This window comes from Pseudomonas entomophila, from assembly GCF_018417595.1.
In the GTDB taxonomy this organism is placed as follows: Bacteria; Pseudomonadota; Gammaproteobacteria; order Pseudomonadales; family Pseudomonadaceae; genus Aquipseudomonas; species Aquipseudomonas entomophila_C.
The window spans coordinates 5,902,414-5,922,920 of sequence record NZ_CP070982.1; the positions used below are offsets into that span (position 1 = coordinate 5,902,414).

16 protein-coding genes are annotated in these 20,507 nt (G+C 64.4%); 10 read left to right on the plus strand and 6 right to left on the minus strand.

From position 1 onward, the window contains the following. Positions 1–27 precede the first annotated feature (27 nt). The 3 genes from JYG34_RS25965 to JYG34_RS25975 all read left to right on the plus strand — a co-directional run bounded on the left by JYG34_RS25965 (position 28) and on the right by JYG34_RS25975 (position 3,356). A complete protein-coding gene (locus JYG34_RS25965; protein WP_213658936.1) occupies positions 28–1,020 on the plus strand; it encodes an AraC family transcriptional regulator in 993 nt (330 codons plus the stop codon). Positions 1,021–1,209: 189 nt separating this feature from the next. Continuing rightward, positions 1,210–2,250, plus strand: a complete 1,041-nt coding sequence (locus tag JYG34_RS25970; RefSeq protein WP_213658937.1) for a histone deacetylase family protein — start codon at positions 1,210–1,212, stop codon at positions 2,248–2,250. Positions 2,251–2,252: 2 nt separating this feature from the next. Beyond that, positions 2,253–3,356 (plus strand): extracellular solute-binding protein, encoded by a 1,104-nt coding sequence (locus JYG34_RS25975; protein WP_213658938.1) that lies wholly within the window; start codon positions 2,253–2,255, stop codon positions 3,354–3,356. 48 nt (positions 3,357–3,404) lie between these two features. On the opposite strand, the gene JYG34_RS25980 is transcribed toward JYG34_RS25975, so the two are convergent. Continuing rightward, complete coding sequence (locus JYG34_RS25980; RefSeq protein ID WP_213658939.1) at positions 3,405–4,931, minus strand: PLP-dependent aminotransferase family protein; 1,527 nt, start codon at positions 4,929–4,931, stop codon at positions 3,405–3,407. Positions 4,932–5,021: 90 nt separating this feature from the next. Between JYG34_RS25980 and JYG34_RS25985 the strand changes: the two genes are divergently transcribed. Genes JYG34_RS25985 through JYG34_RS25995 form a run of 3 tightly spaced genes read left to right on the plus strand, consistent with a single transcriptional unit; the run spans position 5,022 to position 6,789 of the window. After that, positions 5,022–5,651: an FMN-binding negative transcriptional regulator gene (locus JYG34_RS25985; RefSeq protein ID WP_213658940.1), complete on the plus strand. Its 630-nt coding sequence runs from the start codon at positions 5,022–5,024 to the stop codon at positions 5,649–5,651. 12 nt (positions 5,652–5,663) lie between these two features. Further along, positions 5,664–6,110, plus strand: a complete 447-nt coding sequence (locus tag JYG34_RS25990) for a GNAT family N-acetyltransferase (protein WP_213658941.1) — start codon at positions 5,664–5,666, stop codon at positions 6,108–6,110. A 7-nt stretch (positions 6,111–6,117) separates the two neighbouring features. Beyond that, positions 6,118–6,789: a GNAT family N-acetyltransferase gene (locus JYG34_RS25995; RefSeq protein WP_213658942.1), complete on the plus strand. Its 672-nt coding sequence runs from the start codon at positions 6,118–6,120 to the stop codon at positions 6,787–6,789. Positions 6,790–6,911: 122 nt separating this feature from the next. Here the strand turns inward: JYG34_RS25995 and oadA are convergent, their stop codons facing one another. Further along, positions 6,912–8,720, minus strand: coding sequence for a sodium-extruding oxaloacetate decarboxylase subunit alpha (oadA, locus tag JYG34_RS26000; RefSeq protein WP_213658943.1), 1,809 nt, complete (start codon positions 8,718–8,720; stop codon positions 6,912–6,914). 11 nt (positions 8,721–8,731) lie between these two features. Next, positions 8,732–10,147: an acetyl-CoA carboxylase biotin carboxylase subunit gene (locus tag JYG34_RS26005; RefSeq protein WP_011536458.1), complete on the minus strand. Its 1,416-nt coding sequence runs from the start codon at positions 10,145–10,147 to the stop codon at positions 8,732–8,734. Positions 10,148–10,336: 189 nt separating this feature from the next. Between JYG34_RS26005 and JYG34_RS26010 the strand changes: the two genes are divergently transcribed. Continuing rightward, a complete protein-coding gene (locus JYG34_RS26010; RefSeq protein ID WP_283811787.1) occupies positions 10,337–11,299 on the plus strand; it encodes a LysR family transcriptional regulator in 963 nt (320 codons plus the stop codon). On the opposite strand, the gene JYG34_RS26015 is transcribed toward JYG34_RS26010, so the two are convergent. Further along, complete coding sequence (locus JYG34_RS26015; protein ID WP_213658945.1) at positions 11,241–11,459, minus strand: PA3496 family putative envelope integrity protein; 219 nt, start codon at positions 11,457–11,459, stop codon at positions 11,241–11,243. The genes JYG34_RS26010 and JYG34_RS26015 overlap by 59 nt on opposite strands. 127 nt (positions 11,460–11,586) lie before the next feature. Then, positions 11,587–12,453 (minus strand): transcriptional regulator HexR, encoded by an 867-nt coding sequence (hexR, locus tag JYG34_RS26020; RefSeq protein WP_011536461.1) that lies wholly within the window; start codon positions 12,451–12,453, stop codon positions 11,587–11,589. 103 nt (positions 12,454–12,556) lie between these two features. Between hexR and zwf the strand changes: the two genes are divergently transcribed. Next, positions 12,557–13,999, plus strand: coding sequence for a glucose-6-phosphate dehydrogenase (zwf, locus tag JYG34_RS26025; protein ID WP_213658946.1), 1,443 nt, complete (start codon positions 12,557–12,559; stop codon positions 13,997–13,999). A 127-nt stretch (positions 14,000–14,126) separates the two neighbouring features. Here the strand turns inward: zwf and JYG34_RS26030 are convergent, their stop codons facing one another. Continuing rightward, positions 14,127–16,988: a putative bifunctional diguanylate cyclase/phosphodiesterase gene (locus JYG34_RS26030; protein ID WP_249746202.1), complete on the minus strand. Its 2,862-nt coding sequence runs from the start codon at positions 16,986–16,988 to the stop codon at positions 14,127–14,129. A 255-nt stretch (positions 16,989–17,243) separates the two neighbouring features. Here JYG34_RS26030 and uvrD point away from each other — a divergent pair, with 255 nt between their 5' ends. Further along, the gene (gene uvrD, locus JYG34_RS26035; RefSeq protein WP_213658948.1) at positions 17,244–19,427 is read left to right on the plus strand and encodes a DNA helicase II; all 2,184 of its coding nucleotides are present in this window, start codon (positions 17,244–17,246) and stop codon (positions 19,425–19,427) included. Between the two features lie 187 nt (positions 19,428–19,614). Next, positions 19,615–20,460, plus strand: a complete 846-nt coding sequence (locus JYG34_RS26040; protein WP_011536466.1) for a Tim44 domain-containing protein — start codon at positions 19,615–19,617, stop codon at positions 20,458–20,460. Positions 20,461–20,507: the final 47 nt, after the last annotated feature.

The window sequence follows — 20,507 nt, forward strand, 5'->3', positions numbered from 1 at the left end:
TCCCCTCAGCCCCACGGGACACCGAGCATGCTGCACAGCCACCTCACCACCCTCAACGCGGTTTCGCTGATCCTCCAGGTGTTCCAGGAGGCCGGCGTCGACCCGCGGCAGCTGCTCGCCGGCAGCGGCATTGGCCCGGCGGACCTGGGCCACGCCGATGCGCGCATCACCACCCAGCAGGAGCTGCAGGTGTGCGCCAACGCCGTGGCCCGGCGCGAGGACATCGGCCTGGAGCTGGGCCGGCGCATGCATGTGTCGTGCTACGGCATGCTCGGTTACGCCCTGCTCTCCAGTGCCACTTTGGGTGACGCCCTGCGCCTGGCGCTGAGCTATCCGGCACTGCTGGGAACAGTCTTCCAGCTGCGCCTGGTCGACGATGGCCAGCGGGTCTGGCTGTGCGCCAGCGACCATCACGACGCGCCAGGGCTGGCGGCCTTCAACGCCGAGTTCTGCCTGGTGTCGCTCAAGGTGATCTGCGACGACCTGCTGGGCCGCCCGTTACCGCTGCTGGCGGCACGCTTCGAACATGCCCGGCCCGGCTATCACGCGCTCTACAACGGGGCATTCCAGTGCCCGCTGGGGTTCGAGGCCAGGGACAACGCCTTCGCCTTCGAACGCCGCTGGCTGGACATGCCGCTGCCGCTGGCCGACCCGATCACCCACAAGGCCATGGGCGAGCGCTGCCGGCGCCTGAACCTGGAGTTCACCGGGCGCCAGGCCTGGCTGGGGCGGATTCGCCAGCTACTGCTGCAGCAATTGGACGCGGCCCCCGGGCTGGACGGGCTGGCGCGGCAGATGAACTGCTCGTCGCGTACTTTGCGCCGGCACCTGCAGGCGCTGGGCAGCAGTTATCAACAACTGCTCGACGAGTTGCGTTTCGAGCGGGCCAAGCAGTTGCTGGCCGAGGACCAGATGCCGATCTATCGCATCGCGGAAACTCTGGGGTTCAGCGAGACCGCGAGTTTTCGGCATGCCTTCCAGCGCTGGAGTGGCGTGGCGCCGAGCCATTTTCGCGGGTAAACCCGCTCCTACAGGATCAGCATCGCTCTCAACATTTGCGCCATGCCCGCAAATGGGCCGGTTCAGGATGACCAGGATCCGGCCAACGCCCGTGGCCACATCGATCCCCTTTTGGCCGTTTGCGTCGTTCTCCCTGGCTTGGCCGCCCACCAGAATGGCCCCACGCCAGTCATAAACGGAGAACAACACGTGCTGACGATCTATTCCGATGACCACCGCCTGCACCACGGCCGCTGCGAGCTGATCGACGGCCAGCTGATGCCCTGCTTCGAGATGCCCTCCCGCGCCGACCACGTCCTCGATCAGGTGAAACAGCGCAACCTCGGCCCGGTGCAAGGCCCCACCGATTTCGGCCGCGCCCCGCTGCAGCGCATCCACAGCGCCGACTACCTGAATTTCTTCGAAGGCGCCTGGGCCCGCTGGGCGGCGCTGGGCCACGACGGCGACCTGCTGCCCTTCACCTGGCCGGCGCGCACCCTGCGCCAGGTCAAGCCCACCGGCCTGCACGGCGAACTGGGCTACTACAGCTTCGACGCCGGCGCGCCGATCACCGCCGGCACCTGGCAGGCCGCCTACAGCGCCGCGCAGGTGGCGCTGACCGCCCAGGCCGCGATCCAGCAGGGCGCCCATGCGGCCTTCGCCCTGTGCCGCCCGCCAGGGCACCATGCCGCTGCCGAGGTGATGGGCGGCTACTGCTACCTGAACAACGCCGCCATCGCCGCCCAGGCCTTCCTTGACCAAGGCCGGCGCAAGGTGGCCATCCTCGATGTCGACTACCACCACGGCAACGGCACCCAGGACATCTTCTATACCCGCAACGACGTGTTCTTCGCCTCGATCCACGGTGACCCGCAGGACGAGTTCCCATTCTTCCTGGGGTATGCCGATGAAGTCGGCGAAGGCGCGGGCGAAGGCTGCAACGTCAACTACCCGCTGCCCGCCGGCAGCGACTGGGCCGCCTGGAGCGCCGCCCTGGAAGAAGCCTGCCAGCGCATCGCCGCCTACAACGCCGACGTACTGGTGATTTCACTGGGCGTGGACACCTTCAAGGACGACCCCATCTCCCAGTTCAAGCTCGACAGCCCCGACTACCTGGCGATGGGCAAGCGCATCGCCCAGCTCGGCAAGCCGACCCTGTTCGTGATGGAGGGAGGCTACGCAGTAGAAGAAATCGGCATCAACGCGGTCAATGTGCTGGAAGGTTTCCAGCGCGCCCAGCCAGGAGCCTGAACATGGTCCGACTCAAGCGTCTGCTCGCCCCGCTCATCACCGCCGGCCTGCTCGCCGGCGCGCTCCACGCCCACGCCGACCAGCGCACCTTGCGGGTGTACAACTGGTTCGACTACATCACCCCGCAGACCCTCACCGACTTCCAGAAAGACAGTGCTGTGAAGCTGGTGTACGACATCTTCGACACCAACGAGGCGCTGGAAGCCAAGCTGCTGACCGGCAACTCCGGCTACGACGTGGTGGTGCCGTCCAACGTGTTCCTCGCCAAGCAGATCGAGGCCGGTGTGTTCCAGCCGCTCGATCGCTCGAAACTGCCGAACTGGCAGCACCTGGACCCGGCGTTGATGAAACTGATCGAGGCCAACGACCCGGGCAACAAATTCGCCGTGCCCTACATGTACGGCACCGTGCTGATCGGCTTCAACCCGGACAAGGTCAAGGCCGTGCTCGGCGCAGATGCCCCGGTGGACAGCTGGGACCTGATCTTCAAGGAAGAGAACATCGCCAAGCTCAAGCAATGTGGCGTGGCGCTGCTGGACTCGCCGTCCGAGATCCTGCCCCTGGCGCTCAAGTACCTGGGCCTGGACCCCAACAGCAACAAGCCAGCCGATTACCAGAAAGCCCAGGACCTGCTGCTGAAGATCCGCCCGCACATCACCTACTTCCACTCCTCCAAATACATGGCCGACATCGCCAATGGCGATATCTGCGTGGCGGTGGGCTATTCGGGCAGCTTCTCCCAGGCCGCCAACCGCGCCCGCGAAGCGAAGAATGGCGTGACGGTGGACATGCGCCTGCCCAAGGAGGGGGCGCCGATCTGGTTCGACATGCTGGCGATCCCGAAAAACGCGGCCAACCCGGAGGATGCCCACACGTTCATCAACTACCTGCTGCGGCCTGAGGTGATCGCGCCGATCAGCGACTTTGTCGGTTACCCGAACCCGAACAAGGATGCGACCGACAAGGTCAGCCCGGCGATTCGCAACAACCCCAACCTGTACCCGACGGCGGAGGCGATGGCCACGCTGTACACGCTCAAACCGTTGGTGCGGGATGCAGAACGCGCGCGCACGCGGGCCTGGACCAAGATCAAGTCCGGGACCTGAGCCTTCGCCGGCAAGCTGGCTCCGTGTAGGAGCCGGCTTGCCGGCGAACTATCTCCAAGCCTTGCGCAAGCGCATCAGCGCAGCCGCAATCCCGGCTTCCGGCACCGCCGCAAAACCCAGCACCAACCCCGCCCGCTTATCCACAGGCACCTCGCTGTCTTCCAGCCAGTACCCGCTCAAAGGATTGACCTCCACCCCCACCGCTTCGGCCCGGCGCACCAGTTCCTGCTCCCGCGAGAAGTTATCCACATCCACCTTCACATGGAGCCCCGCCGCCACCTCCGGCATCGGCCCCAACCCCGGTACATCCATCGGCCAGCCGGCCTTGAGCACATTGCGCCGCGCCAGCGCGGCCCGCCGCATGCGCCGGATATGCCGCTGGAAATGCCCCTGGGCCATGAACTGCGCCATGACGCACTGGGTGCCCACCTCGGAATGGCGCACCGCCAGCGCCCTCGCCTGGCTGAAGGCCTGCGCCAGCCCACGAGGCAGCACCAAGTAGCCCAGCCGCAACGCGGGGAAGGCGATCTTGCCGAAGGTGCCGACGTAGAGCACACGCCCCGCCCGGTCCAACGCGGCCAGCGGCGCCAGGGGCGCACCGCTGTAACGGTACTCGCCGTCGTAATCGTCCTCGATGATCCAGCCCTCCCGGCGCTCGGCCCAGGCCAGCAGTGCCAGGCGCCGGGCCAGGCTCATAGTGACCCCGGTGGGGTACTGGTGGGCCGGTGTCACGTAGGCCAGCCGGCACTCGGGCAGCTCGCCCAGCCTCGCGCAATCCATGCCCTCTTCATCCACCGGCACGCCATGGAGCTTCGCCCCGGCCATCGCGAAGGCATGCCCGGCGGCACGGTATCCCGGGTTTTCCACAGCCACGCCATCGCCAGGCCGCAACAGCAACTGTGCACAAAGGTTAATTGCTTCCTGCGAACCACTGGTGATCACAATTTGCTCAGCCGTGCAGGACAGGCCCCGAGAGCGGCGCAGGTAGGTGGCGATCAGCTCACGCAGCTGCGGTTCCCCTGCCGGATCGCCATAACCCAGCAACGCCGGGTCGGGGTTTCGCCAGAAACCCGCATGCAGCTTGGCCCACACCTCGAACGGGAAGAGATCGAACGCAGGCACTCCCACACGAAACGCCTTCGGAGCCCCTCCTCTGGGTAGCGGCAGTTGATGATTTTTCAGGCGTCCAAAAGGCTCGTCGGTGTCAGCGAAACTGGATAAATCCTCAGTATCAGAAGCACGAAATGTGGATAAGTCTGTTGATAAACCCCGGGATAACCCTGTGGATAGTTGTGTGGATAGTTTCGGTAGCTGGCTCACATAAGTGCCATCCCCTATCCGGCTCTCGATGAATCCTTCGGCGTACAACTGGTCATAGGCCCGCACCACGCTGTTGCGCGACAGCGCCAGCACCGCTGCCAGGTCCCGTGTCGCCGGCAGCCGCGTGCCGCTGCCCAGGCGCCCATCCAGTATGCGCACGCGCAGCGCCTGGTAAAGCTGTTGGCTGAGCCCCCGGCGACGGTCGAGCACGATGCCGGCCGGGTCGAAAGGCAAGGCGTGGGAACGTTCGCTCATGGTATTGGACCTATGAAAACAGAGGTTAATGGCTCTTACACAGGACCAATAGCCTGCCTAGGATGGGGCCACTGCACAAGGAACTCCGGCATGTACAACAACAAGCCCCATCAGGAACACGACCTCGCCCGCCTGCACCGGCACATGCTGGAAACACGCCTGGCATTGCTGGTCAGCCATGGCGAACAGGGCCTGCTGGCTACCCACCTGCCGGTGCTGGTCGACACCGCTGATGGTGAGTTCGGCACAGTTTATGGACACCTGGCCCGCGCCAACCCGCAATGGCGGGACCTGGAACAGGGGGGTGAAGCGCTGCTGGTGTTTCCCGGTGCCGATGCCTACGTCAGCCCAGGCTATTACCCCAGCAAGGCGGACAACCCCAAGGTGGTACCGACCTGGAACTACCTGTCCGTGCACGCCTACGGCCCGATCGAAGTTATCCACAATGCGCAGCCGCTGCTGGACATCGTCAGCCGCCTGACCGATCGCCATGAGCAGGGTCGCAGTGCCCCCTGGAAAGTGGCCGACGCCCCCAGCGACTACCTGGAAAGCATGCTCCGCGCCATCGTCGGTATCCGCATGCCCATCGCCCGCCTGCAAGGCGCGCGCAAGCTGAGCCAGAACCGTTCGGCGCAAGACATAGCCGGCGTGCGCGAAAGCCTGGGCGCCAGCACCGACACGCTGGACAACCAACTCGCCGCGCACATGCGCGATCTCTGAAGGAAAAGACCGATGACCACCGTTACCCTGCGCCCGGTGGGCGCCAACGATCAATCAGCCTGGCTGCCACTGTGGAACGCCTATCTGAAGTTCTACGAAACCGAATTGGCCGACGCGATCAGCACAAACACCTGGCAGCGCCTGCTCGACCCCGACGAGCCCACCCATTCGGCACTGGCCTGGGTCGATGGCAAGGCGGTGGGCATGGTCAACTTCATCTACCATCGCTCCAACTGGAGCATCGAGAACTCCTGCTACCTGCAGGACCTCTACGTGGACAGCGAAGTCCGTGGCCTGGGCATCGGTCGCCAGCTGATCGAGCATGTGTACGCCACGGCCAAGGCCGCAGGCTGCATCAAGGTGCACTGGCTGACCCACGAAACCAACGCCACCGCCATCGGCCTGTACGAGCAGGTCGCCGAGCGGCCGGGCTTCATCCAATTCCGCAAGCCACTGTAGGCCGACCATGACCGACGCATTGAACTGGAAACCTGCTGGCACGCCCAAGGCCGAGCCCATCGAAGGCCGCTTCATCCGCTTGGAAAAGCTCGACCCGGCCCGCCATGGCGATGATCTGTGGGACGTGTTGCAGGGGCCGGGGTCGGACCCGGTGCTGTGGGACTATTTGCCTTATGGACCCTTCCAGGAACGCGCCGGCTTCGACCGCTGGCTGGAGGGTAACGCCGCCAGTCGCGACCCGCTGTTCTACAGCGTCATCGACCGGGCCACCGGTCAGGTCCAGGGCATCCTCAGCTACATGTCGATCGTCCCGGAGCAGGGGCGCTTCGAGATTGGCCATATCGCCTTCAGCGCCGCCATGCAGCGCACCCCGAAAGGCACCGAGGCGGTATACCTGCTGGGCAAGCTCGGCTTCGAGCTGGGCAACCGTCGGCTGGAGTGGAAGTGCAACAATGCCAATGCGCGGTCCAAGCGGGCAGCGGAGCGTTTTGGCTTTGTCTTCGAGGGGGTGTTCCGCAACCACATGGTGGTGAAGGATCGCAATCGGGATACCGCCTGGTATTCGATCACCGATACAGAATGGCCGGCGGTGGCGACGGGGTTCGAGCGCTGGTTGAGCGTGGAGAACCAGCGGCCCGAAGGCCAGGTGCGAACCTTGGAGACATGCCGTCAGGGCTGAGTTTTGCTCGAACTTCACCGGCCTCTTCGCGGGTAAACCCGCGAAGAGGCCGGAAAACTCAGCACAAAAAAAGGGGAGCATTCGCTCCCCAGAGGTTAACCGCTTGCAGATGAAGGCTTCTGTCAGCCTTCGATCTCGATCAGGATTTCGCCCGGGGTCACCCGGTCGCCCTTGGCCACATGGATGGCCACGACCTTGCCGGCAATCGCCGCCTGGACTTCGGTTTCCATCTTCATCGCCTCGGTGATCAGCACCGCCTGCCCGGCCTTGACCACATCGCCTTCCTTGACCAGCACATCGACGATGTTGCCCGGCATGCTGGTGCTGACGTGGCCCGGCTCGCTGGCCTGCTTGCGCTTGCTGCCGCCACCGCCGACGAAGTCGTTGAGCGGCTCGAACACCACTTCTTCCGGCATGCCGTCGATGGACAGGTAGAAGTGGCGCTTGCCCTCGGCCTTGACGCCCACCCCGGTGATGTCGACGCGGTAGGTCTCGCCGTGCACGTCGATGACGAACTCGGTCGGCACACCCTCACCGCCCACCGACCCAACCGCGCCGGCTTCCGGAATCGGCAGCAGGGCTTCGGGCTTGAGGGTGCCGGCTTCGCGCTCCTCGAGGAACTTGCGGCCAATGTCCGGGAACATGGCGAAGGTCAGCACGTCTTCCTCGGATTGCGCGAGGTTGCCGATATCGGCGCGCAGCTTGGCCATCTCTGGCTTGAGCAGGTCGGCCGGGCGTACGTCGATCACTTCCTCGCTACCAATGGCCTGGCGGCGCAGCTGCTCGTTGACCACGCCTGGAGCCTTGCCGTAACCACCCTGGAGGTACAGCTTCACCTCGTTGGTGATGGTCTTGTAGCGCTCGCCGGCCAGCACGTTGAAGAACGCCTGGGTACCGACGATCTGCGAGGTCGGGGTGACCAGCGGCGGGAAGCCGAGGTCTTCGCGCACCCGCGGGATCTCCGCCAGCACTTCATTCATGCGGCTGAGCGCACCCTGTTCCTTGAGCTGGTTGGCCAGGTTGGAAATCATCCCGCCCGGCACCTGATTGACCTGCACGCGGGTGTCCACGGCGGTGAATTCGCTCTCGAACTGGTGGTACTTCTTGCGCACGGCGTAGAAGTACAAGCCGATTTCCTGCAGCAGCTCCAGATCCAGGCCGGTGTCGAACTCGCTGCCCTTGAGCGCGGCAACCATCGACTCGGTGCCCGGATGGCTGGTGCCCCAGGCGAAGCTGGAGATCGCGGTGTCGATATGGTCGGCGCCGTTTTCCACCGCCTTGAGCTGGCACATGGCGGCCAGGCCGGCGGTGTCGTGGGAATGGATGAATACCGGCAGTGACTGCTCGGCCTTCAGCGCCTTGACCAGCTCGCCGGTGGCGAATGGCGTGAGCAGGCCGGCCATGTCCTTGATCGCCACCGAGTCGCAGCCCATGGCTTCCATCTGCTTGGCCTGCTGCACGAAGGCCTCGATGGTGTGCACCGGACTGGTGGTGTAGGCGATGGTGCCCTGGGCGTGTTTGCCGGCAGCCTTCACCGCCTCGATGGCCACGCGCAGGTTACGCACGTCGTTCATGGCGTCGAAGATGCGGAACACGTCGATGCCGTTGACTGCGGCCTTGGCGACGAAGGCCTTGACCACGTCATCGCTGTAGTGGCGGTAACCAAGCAGGTTCTGGCCACGCAGGAGCATCTGCAAGCGCGTGTTGGGCAATGCGGCGCGCAGCTTGCGCAGGCGCTCCCACGGGTCTTCTTTCAGGAAGCGCACACAGGCGTCGAAGGTGGCGCCACCCCAGACTTCCAGCGACCAGTAGCCAACCTTGTCGAGCTTGTCGCAGATGGGCAGCATGTCTTCGGTGCGCATGCGGGTGGCCAGCAGGGACTGGTGGGCGTCGCGCAGGATCGTGTCGGTGACAAAGATTTTCTTGGACATTGTTCGGTTCCTCACAGGCCTGCGTGCGCGGCGATGGCGGCGGCGATGGCCAGGGCCAGCTCTTCGGGTTTGCGCTTGATCGAGTAGTTGGTCAGTTCAGGGTGGCTTTCGACGAAGCTGGTGTTGAACTGGCCGCTGCGGAATTCCGGGTTGCGCAGGATTTCCTGGTAGTACGCGGCGGTGGTCTTCACCCCTTGCACACGCATGTCGTCCAGGGCCCGCAGGCCGCGGTCCATGGCTTCTTCCCAGGTCAGCGCCCAGACCACCAGTTTCAGGCACATGGAGTCGTAGAACGGCGGGATGGTGTAGCCGGTGTAGATCGCCGTGTCGGTGCGCACACCTGGGCCGCCGGGCGCGTAGTAGCGGGTGATCTTGCCGAAGCTGGGCAGGAAGTTGTTCTTCGGGTCTTCGGCGTTGATACGGAACTGCAGCGCGTAGCCGCGGTGCTGGATGTCTTCCTGCTTGATCGACAGCGGCAGGCCGGAGGCGATGCGAATCTGCTCGCGGACGATGTCGATGCCGGTGATTTCCTCGGTGATGGTGTGCTCCACCTGCACCCGGGTGTTCATCTCCATGAAGTACACCTCGCCATCGGCGAGCAGGAACTCCACGGTACCGGCGTTCTCGTAGTTCACCGCCTTGGCCGCGCGTACCGCCAGGTCGCCGATGTAGGCGCGCTGTTCAGGAGTCAGCTGCGGGCTCGGGGCGATCTCGATGAGCTTCTGGTTGCGGCGCTGGATCGAACAGTCGCGCTCGAACAAGTGCACCACGTTGCCAAAGCTGTCACCAAGGATCTGCGCCTCGATGTGCTTGGGGTTGACGATGCACTTTTCCAGGAACACTTCCGCCGAACCGAAGGCCTTGGTGGCCTCGGAGATCACTCGGGGGAAGTTCTGTTCCAGCTCTTCACGGCTGTTGCAGCGGCGGATACCGCGGCCACCACCACCGGAAGTGGCCTTGAGCATCACCGGGTAACCAATGCGGTCGCCTTCCTGCAACGCTTCGTGGATATCGGCGACGTTGCCTTCGGTGCCGGGGGTAACCGGCACGCCAGCCGCGATCATGGTGCGGCGCGCCTCGGTCTTGTCGCCCATGCGGCGAATGACGTCGGCGGCCGGGCCGATGAACTTGATCCCGCGCTCGGCGCAGATTTCGGCAAGTTCGGCGTTTTCCGACAGGAAACCGTAACCCGGATGCAGGGCATCGCAGCCGGTCTCGACAGCAAGGTTCACCAGCTTGCGCGGGTTCAGGTAGCCGGCGAGGGGCTCGGCACCGATGCTGTAGGCCTCGTCGGCGCGCTTGACGTGCAGGGCGTGACGATCGGCGTCGGCATAGATCGCCACGGAGCGAATGCCCATTTCGGCGCAGGCACGCACGATCCGAACTGCGATTTCACCCCGGTTGGCGATCAGGATTTTTGTTATCACTGGAGTCTTCCCAAAGCCGTAGGAACAGACGATCCGGTTCTACCGGTCGGCGCGTGACCAGACGTCGCTGGCCAGTCGCATATTCACCCTAGCGCTGAAGGTCGATAAACAAAAATCAATATTTGTTAGAGGCAGTATTAGCAAAAGCTTATAGTCAGGTAACAAGGTTTTGCCGGAGCTCAGAACAAAATGCGTAAGTCCTTGATGCGTATGACTTTACGTCAGCTTCAGGTATTCAACGAGGTGTGCGATTTGCGCTCCTACAGCCGGGCCGCCGAGGAGATGTCACTGACGCAACCCGCCGTTAGTCTACAGATCCGTCAGCTCGAGGAGCTGGTCGGTCAGCCACTGTTCGAATATGTCGGCAAGAAGCTCTACCTGACCGAGGCAGCCGAGGCGCTGCAGCGCGCCAGCCGGGATATTTTCGGGCGCCTGGAGAACCTCGACATGCAGCTGTCGGACATGCAGGGCTCACTGCAGGGGCAACTGAAACTGGCGATCGAGTCCAGCGCCAAGTACTTCGTGCCACACCTGTTCGCCGCCTTCAAGCAACACCACCCGGAGGTCAACCTCACCCTGACGGTGGTCAACCGGGCCCAAGCGATCCGGCGCCTGTCGGACAACCGCGACGACCTGACCATCATGTCCATGGTGCCCCAGGACATGGGCCTGGAGTTCCTGCCGTTCCTCAACAACCCGATCATCGCCGTGGCGCCACCGGAGCATCCGTTGTGCAAGCTCGAACAGCTGCGCCTGCAAGACCTCGAGCCTCATACCCTGCTGGTCCGTGAGCAGGGCTCGGGCACGCGCAAGGCCTGCGAGGAGTTCTTCAAGGACAAGCGCGTGCACTTCACCCAGACCCTCGAAGTGGCCTCCAACGATGCCCAGCGCGAGTGCGTGGTGGCCGGCCTGGGCATCGCCCTGCTGACCCGCCATGCGGTGAACCTGGAGCTGGCCACCGGCGTGCTCAAGGAACTACCGGTGGAGGAGCTACCGCTGTACCGCAGCTGGTGCCTGGTGCAATCGAAAACCAAGCGGCAGTCACCGGTGGCGTTGGCGTTCCAGGCATTCATCCGCAGCGAACGAGTGAAGATCAGCGGGCTTGTGCAGCGTTTCTCGGGGAAGTTGCCGCCGATACCTGCCACACCGTGATGTCCTGCAGGTCGGGGTAGTCGGCCAGTTCGCGCAGCAGCTGGCGCTGGTCGCAGTAGCTTTCGATAGCGCGGCGGAACTCCATGCGGCGCTGGTCCTTTTCCTGCTGCTTGCGAGCTTTGGCGTTGGGTTGGTACACACCGTCGTGATCGCGTGCCATTGCCTGTCTCCCAGATAGGATGCGGGGAGTTCCAGACTGGCCTCAGGGGTTTACGGTTTGGCGGTGGAATGGTGACAGAATCGTGAATTTTCGCTGCCTATGAGGCTCTCTTCGCGGGCAACCGATATCAGTCGTCGGTAGCCTTGATCGACTTGGGCGACAAACGCAGGCTGCGCAAACTGCGCTTCACGCTCTTGAGGTGGTTGACCAGGCTCGGCCCGCGGGCCATGGCCACGCCCATGGCCAGCACGTCGATCACCACCAGGTGGGCGATACGCGAGGTCAACGGTGTATAGATCTCGGTGTCTTCGTGAACGTCGATGGCCAGGTTGACGGTCGACAGCTCCGCCAGCGGCGTCTGGCTCGGGCACAGGGTGATCAGGTTGGCGCCGCTCTCGCGTACCAGGTTGGCGGTGATCAGCAGGTCCTTGGAACGCCCCGACTGCGAAATGCACACCGCCACATCACCAGGTTTCAAGGTGACCGCCGACATCGCCTGCATGTGCGGGTCGGAATAGGCGGCGGCGCTGAGCAGCAGGCGGAAGAACTTGTGCTGGGCGTCGGCCGCGACCGCGCCCGATGCGCCAAACCCATAGAACTCCACGCGCTGGGCCTGGGCCATGGCCGTCACCGCCTGCTGCAGCGCCTGCGGGTCGAGGTGCTCGCGCACCTCCATCAGCGTGTGCAGGGTGGTGTCGAAGATCTTCAGGCTGTAGTCGGCGACCGAATCGTCTTCATGGATGGCGAACTGGCCGAAACTGGCGCCCGCGGCCAGGCTCTGCGCCAGCTTGAGCTTGAGGTCCTGGAAGCCCGAGCAGCCGATCGCCCGGCAGAAACGCACGATGGTCGGCTCGCTGATGCCCACACTGTGCGCCAGGTCGGCCATGGAGCTGTGCATGACGGCAGCCGGATCGAGCAGCACGTGGTCGGCCACTTTGAGTTCCGATTTGCGCAGCAGGTGGCGCGATTGGGCAATATGTTGCAACAGATTCACGGGCTGGACTCGGTTATGATCGGCTGGCCGGGATGTAGCTTTCTTGTAGTTATACTACATGCTTGCCAACCCGCCCAGCTAAACGAACGTGGAGTGTGGTGGTTTGACTATTCCTTGCGACATCCTGGTTTTCGGCGGCACTGGCGATCTTGCCCTGCACAAGCTGCTGCCGGCGCTCTACCACCTGTATCGCGAGGCCCGCCTGCACAATGCCGTGCGGATCATCTCCCTTGCCCGGCGGCCATTGCCACGCAACGACTATGTCAAGCTCGCCGAGCGCCACTGCCGGGCGCAGATCGCCCGCCAGGACTTCGACGAGGACGTCTGGCAGCGCTTCTCGGCACGCCTGGACTACTTCCCCATGGACGCCGCGCAAAGCGCCGACTTCGGCCGCCTGGCCCGCTACCTCGGTGAGCCCGGTGGGCTGACGCGCATCTACTACCTGGCCACCGCGCCCAAACTGTTCGTACCCATCGCCAACCACCTGCGTATCGCCGGGCTGGCCGACAGCGAGGCGCGCATCGTCCTGGAAAAGCCCATCGGCCATTCGCTGGAGTCGGCTACCGCGATCAACGAGGCCATCGGCAACGTGTTCGACGAGTCCCAGGTGTTCCGCATCGACCACTACCTGGGTAAGGAGACGGTGCAGAACCTGATGGCGCTGCGCTTCGCCAATGCCTTGCTGGAGCCTGTGTGGCGCAACAGCCAGGTCGACCATGTGCAGATCAGCGTCTGCGAGACGCTCGGGGTCGAAAACCGCGGCGCCTATTACGACCGTGCCGGGGCCACCCGCGACATGCTGCAGAACCACCTGCTGCAGCTGCTGTGCCTGGTGGCCATGGAGCCGCCCGCGCAGTTCGAGGCCGAGGCCGTGCGCGACGAAAAGGTGAAGATCCTCCGCGCCCTCAAGCCCATCACCGGGCAGGACGTGCAGGACAAGACCGTGCGCGGCCAGTACGGCGCCGGCAAGATCGGAGGCCAGGAAGTACCGGCCTATTACTTCGAGAAGGATGTGGACAACGACAGCGACACCGAGACCTTTGTCGCGGTCCAGGCACACATCGACAACTGGCGCTGGGCCGGCGTGCCGTTCTACCTGCGCACCGGCAAGCGCATGGCGCGGCGTTCGTCGCAGATCGTCATCCAGTTAAAGCCGGTGCCGCACGAGCTGTTCAGCGGCGGGCAGGTCAACCAGTTGCTGATCCAGTTGCAGCCGGACGAGCACATCAGCCTGCGCATGATGACCAAGAGTCCAGGCAAGGGCATGCGCCTGGCGCCGGTCGAGCTGGACCTCAACCTGGCCCAGGCCTTCGCCCAGACACGCCGTTGGGAAGCGTATGAACGCCTGCTGCTGGATGTGCTGGAGGGCGACTCGACGCTGTTCATGCGCCGTGACGAGGTGGAGGCGGCCTGGGCCTGGATCGATCCAATACTGCAGGGCTGGGAAGAGCACTTCCAGGCACCGCGCCCCTACCCGGCCGGAAGCAATGGTCCGGATCAGGCCAACAGCTTGCTAACGCGCGCGGGCCAGGCCTGGCACCTTTAAGCGCCAGCCAGGGGCCGCTGCGCGACCCTTTCGCGGCACAAGGCCGCTCCTACAGAGATTGCGCTGTACTGTAGAGCGGCCTTGTGCCGCGAAAGGGCTGCGACGCAGCCCCATCACCCGATCTGTACTAGTGGAACAAATCGGCGGTCGAACGTCGCAGCAACGCCTGGAACGACACCGCATCTACCGGCCGACTGATCAGATAGCCCTGCACTTCGTCACAGCCATGCTCACGCAGGAACTGCAACTGCTCGCGCGTCTCCACCCCCTCCGCGACCACCTTGAGCTGCAGGCTCTTGGCCATGGCAATGATCGCCCGGGTAATCGCCGCGTCCTGGCTACCCTCGAGCAAACCACGGATGAAGGCCTGGTCGATCTTCACGTAATCCACCGGGAAGCGTTTGAGATAGCTCAGTGACGAGTAGCCAGTACCAAAATCGTCGATGGCCAGCTTCACGCCCAATGCATGCAACTGCTCGAAGGTGGCGATGATGTGCTCCACGCTGTCCAGCAACTGGCTTTCGGTCAATTCAAGCTCCAGCAGGTGCGGCGCCAAACCTGACTCCTGCAGGACCTGGCGCACCAGGCTGACCAGTTTGCCCTGGCGCAACTGGTACACCGACAGGTTGACCGAGACCCGCACCTCCAGCCCCTGGCGCAACCATTCGCAGGCCTGCCAACACGCCTGGCGCAGGACGAACTCGCCCATCGGCGCAATTAGCCCGGTCTCCTCAGCCAGCCCGATGAACTCGCCGGGCGGCACCATGCCCCATTCCGGATGCTGCCAGCGCACCAGCGCCTCGGCCGCATGCAGTTGCCCTGTGCGCAGGCACAGCTTGGGCTGGTAGTACACCAGCAGCTGGCCTTCATCGATGGCCTTGCGCAGCTGGTTCTCCAGTTGCAGGCGCTCAAGGGTGCTGGCGCGAAGGCTCTCGGTATAGAACTGGAAGTTGTCGCCCCCCAGGTGCTTGGCGTGCTGTTTGGCCATGTCGGCCTGGCTGACCAACGCATTGATGTCGAAGGTGGCGTCCGCCAGCACGCTGATGCCCACCGATGCGCTGACCACCAGCTCATGGTCCCCCAGCCGCTGCGGCACTCGCAGCTTGTCCAGCAGGCGCGTGGTCACCCGCACCAGGCTCGACAGGTTGGTGTAGCCATCGAACAGGATGGCGAACTCGTCACCCGACAGGCGTGCCACGGTGTCGGCTTCCGGCACCGCGTTGGCGATGCGTTGCGCCATCCTCTTCAACAGCTCGTCAGCCAACTCGTGACCGAGGCTTTCGTTGAGCAGCTTGAAGCGGTCGAGGTCGACGTGCAGCAAGGCCAGGCTGCGCCCGTTCAGGCGCAGGCGCTGGGCGGCATCGTGCAAGCGCAGGCGGAACAGGGCACGGTTGGCAAGCCCGGTGAGATCGTCGTAGTGGGCCAGGTAGCGCAGGCGCTCTTCCGATTCACGGCGCGCCGACAGGTCGGTGAAGAAGCCGACGATGTTGACGATCCTGCCCCGTGCATCACGCACGCTGTTGAGCTGCAACCATTGCGGGTAGAGCTCGCCGTTCTTGCGCGCCTCGACCAACTCGCCCTGCCAGCCGCCGTGCTGTTCAAGCGCCTGGTCGATGGCCTGGCTGTGCCGGCGTGCGTCACGGCTGCAGGGCAGCTCCAGGGCGTTACGGGCAATCAGTTCGGCACGGCCATAGCCGGTGACGTCGCAAAACGCCTGGTTGACCGCCAGCAACTGGTAATCGGCCCCCAGGATGGCGATGCCTTCGCTGGCCGCCTCGAACACCGTGGCGGCCAGGCGCTGCTGTTCTTCCTGTTCCTTGCGGGCAGTAATATCGCGTCGAGTCCCCAACATTCGTGTCACCTTGCCGTCCGGGGAACGCTCCACCGCCCTTCCGCGGTCCTCGATCCAGCACCAATGGCCCTGAACGTGACGTATGCGGTACTCGACCCGGTAGTCTTCGGTACGGCCTTTCAGGTGCTCGACCAGTGTTCGCCGCAGTAGCGGCACGTCGTCTGGGTGCAGGCGCGGCTTGAGATCGGCGCGCACCGAACGCACCTGGTCGGAGTCCAGGCCAAACAACGTCTGCAGCTGAGTGTGGTGGACTTCGTCGGTCTGCAGGTTCCAGTCCCACAAGCCCAGCTCACTCGCCTCGAGTGCCAATGCCAGGCGTTCTTCGCTCTTGCTCAGCGCCTGGTTGGCCAGGTCCAGTTCATGGCTGCGCTGCGCCACGCGCAACTCCAGGCCCGCCTGGGCCAGGCGCAGTTCTTCTTCGGCTTGACGGCGCTGGCGGACTTCAGCGCTGAGCTGATGATTGAGGTCCTCGCCATGGCGCTGGGCACTTTGCAGGTGCTCGATCAGCGCCTGGTTCTGGAAGCGGCGCAGCAGGCCGCGTTCGATCAGTCGGTTGACCTGCCAGGCCACCACCATCAGCGCCCCCAGCAGGATCAGCCCGAGCCAGCCCCAGCCCCGCTGGTGACCCGTGTCATAGACGAACAGGAAAACGATCGGCGGCAGCAGGCAGGGCAAGGCGAAACTGAGGAATGCCGGCAGGCTCACGGCGTAGGCGACACTGGCCGACAACGCCGCCGTCCCCAGCAGGCCGAAGACCCAGGCTTGCTGCACGAAGTTGTCCACAGGCACCAGGGCGATCGCTGCGCTGGCGAGCGTCAACCCGCTGAACGCGGACCCGCACAGGAACATCCGCCGCCAGGTCGGCCTGGCCTGGCGCCCGGGCGTTGCGGCATCGAAGGCCGCCACCTGGATCACCCGCAAGGCAACCAACGCCAGCAGCCAGGCCAGCCACACGCCGACCAGCAAGTAGCGCGCAGGGCTCCACAACAGCCAGGCACTCAGCAGGCCGGTGATCAACATGAACAGCGTGGGCAACAGGGAGCCTTGGTACAACAGGCGGGTGCGCTCGACCGACAGCTGGGTGGCGAATTGCCTGCGAACGCTCCGTGTCGTCTCCGGCGATGCTCCGATCGCCATGCAATCCTGGGTCATAGGGCTGGATTCTTGTTGTGTTCTTGTTATGGCAGACCGCAAATGTGCAGCGAGCATACACAAGCGCCGCACCGGACCAAACTGCTCTGCGTCATGATTTCGAAAATGTCTGTCGCGTCGAAGTGCGACCGCTCAACCACGCCGACCCGCCGCCCTTATCGATGAACGGCGGATCGCCGACGAGACGAATTGCACCGCAGGCGTTTGCCCCTGCCCCCCACCCGGCCCTAGAATGGCCGGATGCGCAATGATGACCTCTCCCTCCTGCTGAACTCCCTCAACGACGCTCAACGCCAGGCCGTGGCGGCCCAGGTCGGGCGGCAACTGGTGCTGGCCGGCGCCGGCTCGGGCAAGACCCGCGTACTGGTGCACCGCATCGCCTGGCTGATCCAGGTCGTGCAGGCCTCGCCGCATTCGATCCTGTCGGTGACGTTCACTAACAAAGCCGCGGCGGAAATGCGCCACCGCATCGAGCAACTGCTGGGCATCAACCCGGCCGGCATGTGGGTCGGTACCTTCCACGGCCTGGCCCACCGCCTGTTGCGGGCGCACTGGCAGGAAGCGGGGCTGGCACAGAACTTCCAGATCCTCGACAGCGACGACCAGCAGCGCCTGATCAAGCGGGTGATCCGCGAAATGGGCCTCGACGAACAGAAATGGCCGGCGCGCCAGGTCCAGTGGTTCATCAACGGGCAGAAGGACGAAGGCCTGCGCCCGCGGCATATCCAGGCCAGCGGCGACCTGTTCCTGACCACCATGCGCGACATCTACAGCGCTTACGAGCAAGCCTGTGAGCGCGCCGGGGTCATCGACTTCTCCGAACTGCTGCTGCGCGCCCTCGACCTGTGGCGCGATCAGCCTGGGCTGCTCGAGCACTACCAGCGCCGCTTCCGGCACATCCTGGTGGACGAGTTCCAGGATACCAACGCCGTGCAGTACGCCTGGTTGCGCCTGCTGGCCGGCGGCGGCGACAGCCTGATGGCGGTGGGCGACGACGACCAGTCGATCTACGGCTGGCGCGGCGCCAAGATCGAGAACATCCACCAGTACACCGCCGACTTCCCGGACGCCGAGCTGATCCGCCTGGAGCAGAACTACCGCTCCACCGGTGGCATCCTCAAGGCCGCCAACGCCCTGATCGCCAACAACAGCGGACGCCTGGGCAAGGAACTGTGGACCGACCTGGGCGAAGGCGAACCGCTGACGCTCTATGCCGCCTTCAACGAGCACGACGAAGCGCGCTACGTGGTCGAGACCATCGAAAGCCTGATCAAGCAGGGCAACGCGCGCAGCGATATCGCCATCCTGTACCGCTCCAACGCCCAGTCGCGGGTTTTGGAAGAGGCCCTGCTGCGCGAGCGCATCCCTTATCGCATCTATGGCGGCCAGCGCTTCTTCGAGCGCGCCGAGATCAAGAACGCCATGGCCTACCTGCGCCTGCTCGAAGGCCGTGGCAACGACGCCGCGCTGGAGCGGGTGATCAATGTTCCGCCGCGCGGTATCGGCGAGAAGACCGTCGAGGCCATTCGCGAGCATGCCCGTCACAGCCAGTCGTCGATGTGGGACGCGATGTGCCAGTTGCTTGCCGCCAAGGCCCTGAAGGGCCGCGCCGCCAGTGCCCTGGGGGCGTTCATCGAACTGCTCGAGAACCTCGCCGCCAAGGTCCTGGAGATGCCCCTGCACCTGATGACCCAGACGGTCATCGAGCAGTCCGGCCTGATCATCTACCACCAGGAAGAAAAGGGCGAGAAAGGCCAGGCACGGGTGGAAAACCTTGAGGAACTGGTCAGCGCCGCGCGCAACTTCGAGACCAGCGACGAAGATGCCGACCTGACGCCGTTGTCGGCATTCCTCGGCCACGCCTCGCTGGAGGCCGGCGACAGCCAGGCCGACGAGCACGAGGACAGCATCCAGCTGATGACCCTGCACAGCGCCAAGGGCCTGGAATTCCCCTACGTGTTCCTGGTGGGCATGGAGGAAGGGCTGTTCCCGCACAAGATGAGCCTGGAAGAGCCCGGCCGCCTGGAAGAGGAACGCCGCCTGGCCTATGTCGGCATTACCCGGGCCATGCGTCAGCTGGTCATGACCTACGCCGAGACCCGCCGCCTGTATGGCAGCGAGACGTACAACAAGGTGTCACGCTTCGTCCGCGAGATCCCGGCGGGCCTGGTGCAGGAAGTGCGCCTGTCGAACTCCGTCAGCCGCCCTTTCGGTGGTGCCAAGACGCCTGCCAGCAGCCTGTTCGCCAACGCCAGCATCCCGCAAACCGCCTTCAGCCTCGGCCAGCGGGTGCAGCACGCGGTGTTCGGCGAGGGCGTGATCCTCAACTTCGAAGGTTCCGGGGCCCAGGCACGGGTGCAGGTGAACTTCTCCGAGGGCAGCAAGTGGCTGATGCTTGGCTATGCCAAGCTGGAAGCCATCTGACGTAGGAGCCAGCCTTGCTGGTGAAGCAGGCGACGCGGTGGATGGCACCGGCTGCGCCGGCTCCTGCAATAGCGCGCCCCTTCTGATCATCAGGCAAAAGCTCGAAACATCTTGTCGCTGGCCATGTCTGCTGCTTCATGTGCACCATGGCGCGCGTGCAATCCACAAAAATGGGAACCCCCAACTTATGCAACGTTTTCTTAGCATCGCTCTGGCGCTCTGCGTCGGCCTGACGCTGAGCCTCGACGCCAACGCCAAGCGCTTCGGTGGTGGCAAGAGCTCGGGCTCCGCGCCAATCCACCAGACCCGCCAGGCCACCCCGACCACGCCAGCCGCCGCACCGACCGTTCCAGGCCGTGCGCCAGCCGCCAGCGGCGCTTCGCGTTGGCTGGGCCCGCTGGCCGGCATCGCCGCCGGTGGCCTGCTGGCCTCCATGTTCATGGGCGACGGCTTCGAGGGCATGCAGATCCTCGACTTCCTGCTCATGGGCCTGATCGCCTTCCTGGTCTTCCGCTTCATCGCCGCGCGCCGTCGCCAGCAGCAGCCGCAACACGCTGCTGCTGGTCACGCCCCGTACCAGCGCGAAGCCCAGCCACAGGCCGCTCCACAGCCGATCTTCGGCGGTTCCGCCGCACCGGTCGCCTCGCCTGTGATCAACGCCCCTGCCTGGTTCAACGAAGCCAGCTTCCTGGCCGCCGCCCGTTCGCACTTCCAGTCGCTGCAGCAGCACTGGGACGCCAACGAGATGGACAAGATCGCCGAGTTCGTCACCCCGCAGATGCTCGACTTCCTCAAGCGCGAGCGCGCTGAAGAAGGTGAAGGCTTCCAGTCCACCTACATCGACGACCTCGATGTACAGCTGGAAGGCGTCGACGACCGCGCCGACAAGACCATCGCCACCCTCACCTTCCGTGGCGTGTCGAAGACCTCGCGCTTCGACCAGGGCGAGGTGTTCAACGAGAGCTGGCACATGGAACGCGCACAGGGCGAAAACCAGCCTTGGCTGCTGGCCGGTATCCGCCAAAACGGTTAACCGTCGCACGTTGCACAAAAAACCCCGGGCCTGTCCCGGGGTTTTTG

Bases quoted from the DNA above. Each gene is read 5' to 3' on its own strand.
- JYG34_RS25990 (WP_213658941.1), top strand. From the start codon at position 5,664: ATGACCACCGTTACCCTGCGCCCGGTGGGCGCCAACGATCAATCAGCC.
- oadA (WP_213658943.1), bottom strand. From the start codon at position 8,720: ATGTCCAAGAAAATCTTTGTCACCGACACGATCCTGCGCGACGCCCAC.
- JYG34_RS25975 (WP_213658938.1), top strand. From the start codon at position 2,253: ATGGTCCGACTCAAGCGTCTGCTCGCCCCGCTCATCACCGCCGGCCTG.
- JYG34_RS25980 (WP_213658939.1), bottom strand. From the start codon at position 4,931: ATGAGCGAACGTTCCCACGCCTTGCCTTTCGACCCGGCCGGCATCGTG.
- JYG34_RS26010 (WP_283811787.1), top strand. From the start codon at position 10,337: ATGCGTAAGTCCTTGATGCGTATGACTTTACGTCAGCTTCAGGTATTC.
- JYG34_RS26030 (WP_249746202.1), bottom strand. From the start codon at position 16,988: ATGGCGATCGGAGCATCGCCGGAGACGACACGGAGCGTTCGCAGGCAA.
- JYG34_RS25965 (WP_213658936.1), top strand. From the start codon at position 28: ATGCTGCACAGCCACCTCACCACCCTCAACGCGGTTTCGCTGATCCTC.
- JYG34_RS25985 (WP_213658940.1), top strand. From the start codon at position 5,022: ATGTACAACAACAAGCCCCATCAGGAACACGACCTCGCCCGCCTGCAC.
- JYG34_RS26015 (WP_213658945.1), bottom strand. From the start codon at position 11,459: ATGGCACGCGATCACGACGGTGTGTACCAACCCAACGCCAAAGCTCGC.
- uvrD (WP_213658948.1), top strand. From the start codon at position 17,244: ATGCGCAATGATGACCTCTCCCTCCTGCTGAACTCCCTCAACGACGCT.
- JYG34_RS26040 (WP_011536466.1), top strand. From the start codon at position 19,615: ATGCAACGTTTTCTTAGCATCGCTCTGGCGCTCTGCGTCGGCCTGACG.
- JYG34_RS25995 (WP_213658942.1), top strand. From the start codon at position 6,118: ATGACCGACGCATTGAACTGGAAACCTGCTGGCACGCCCAAGGCCGAG.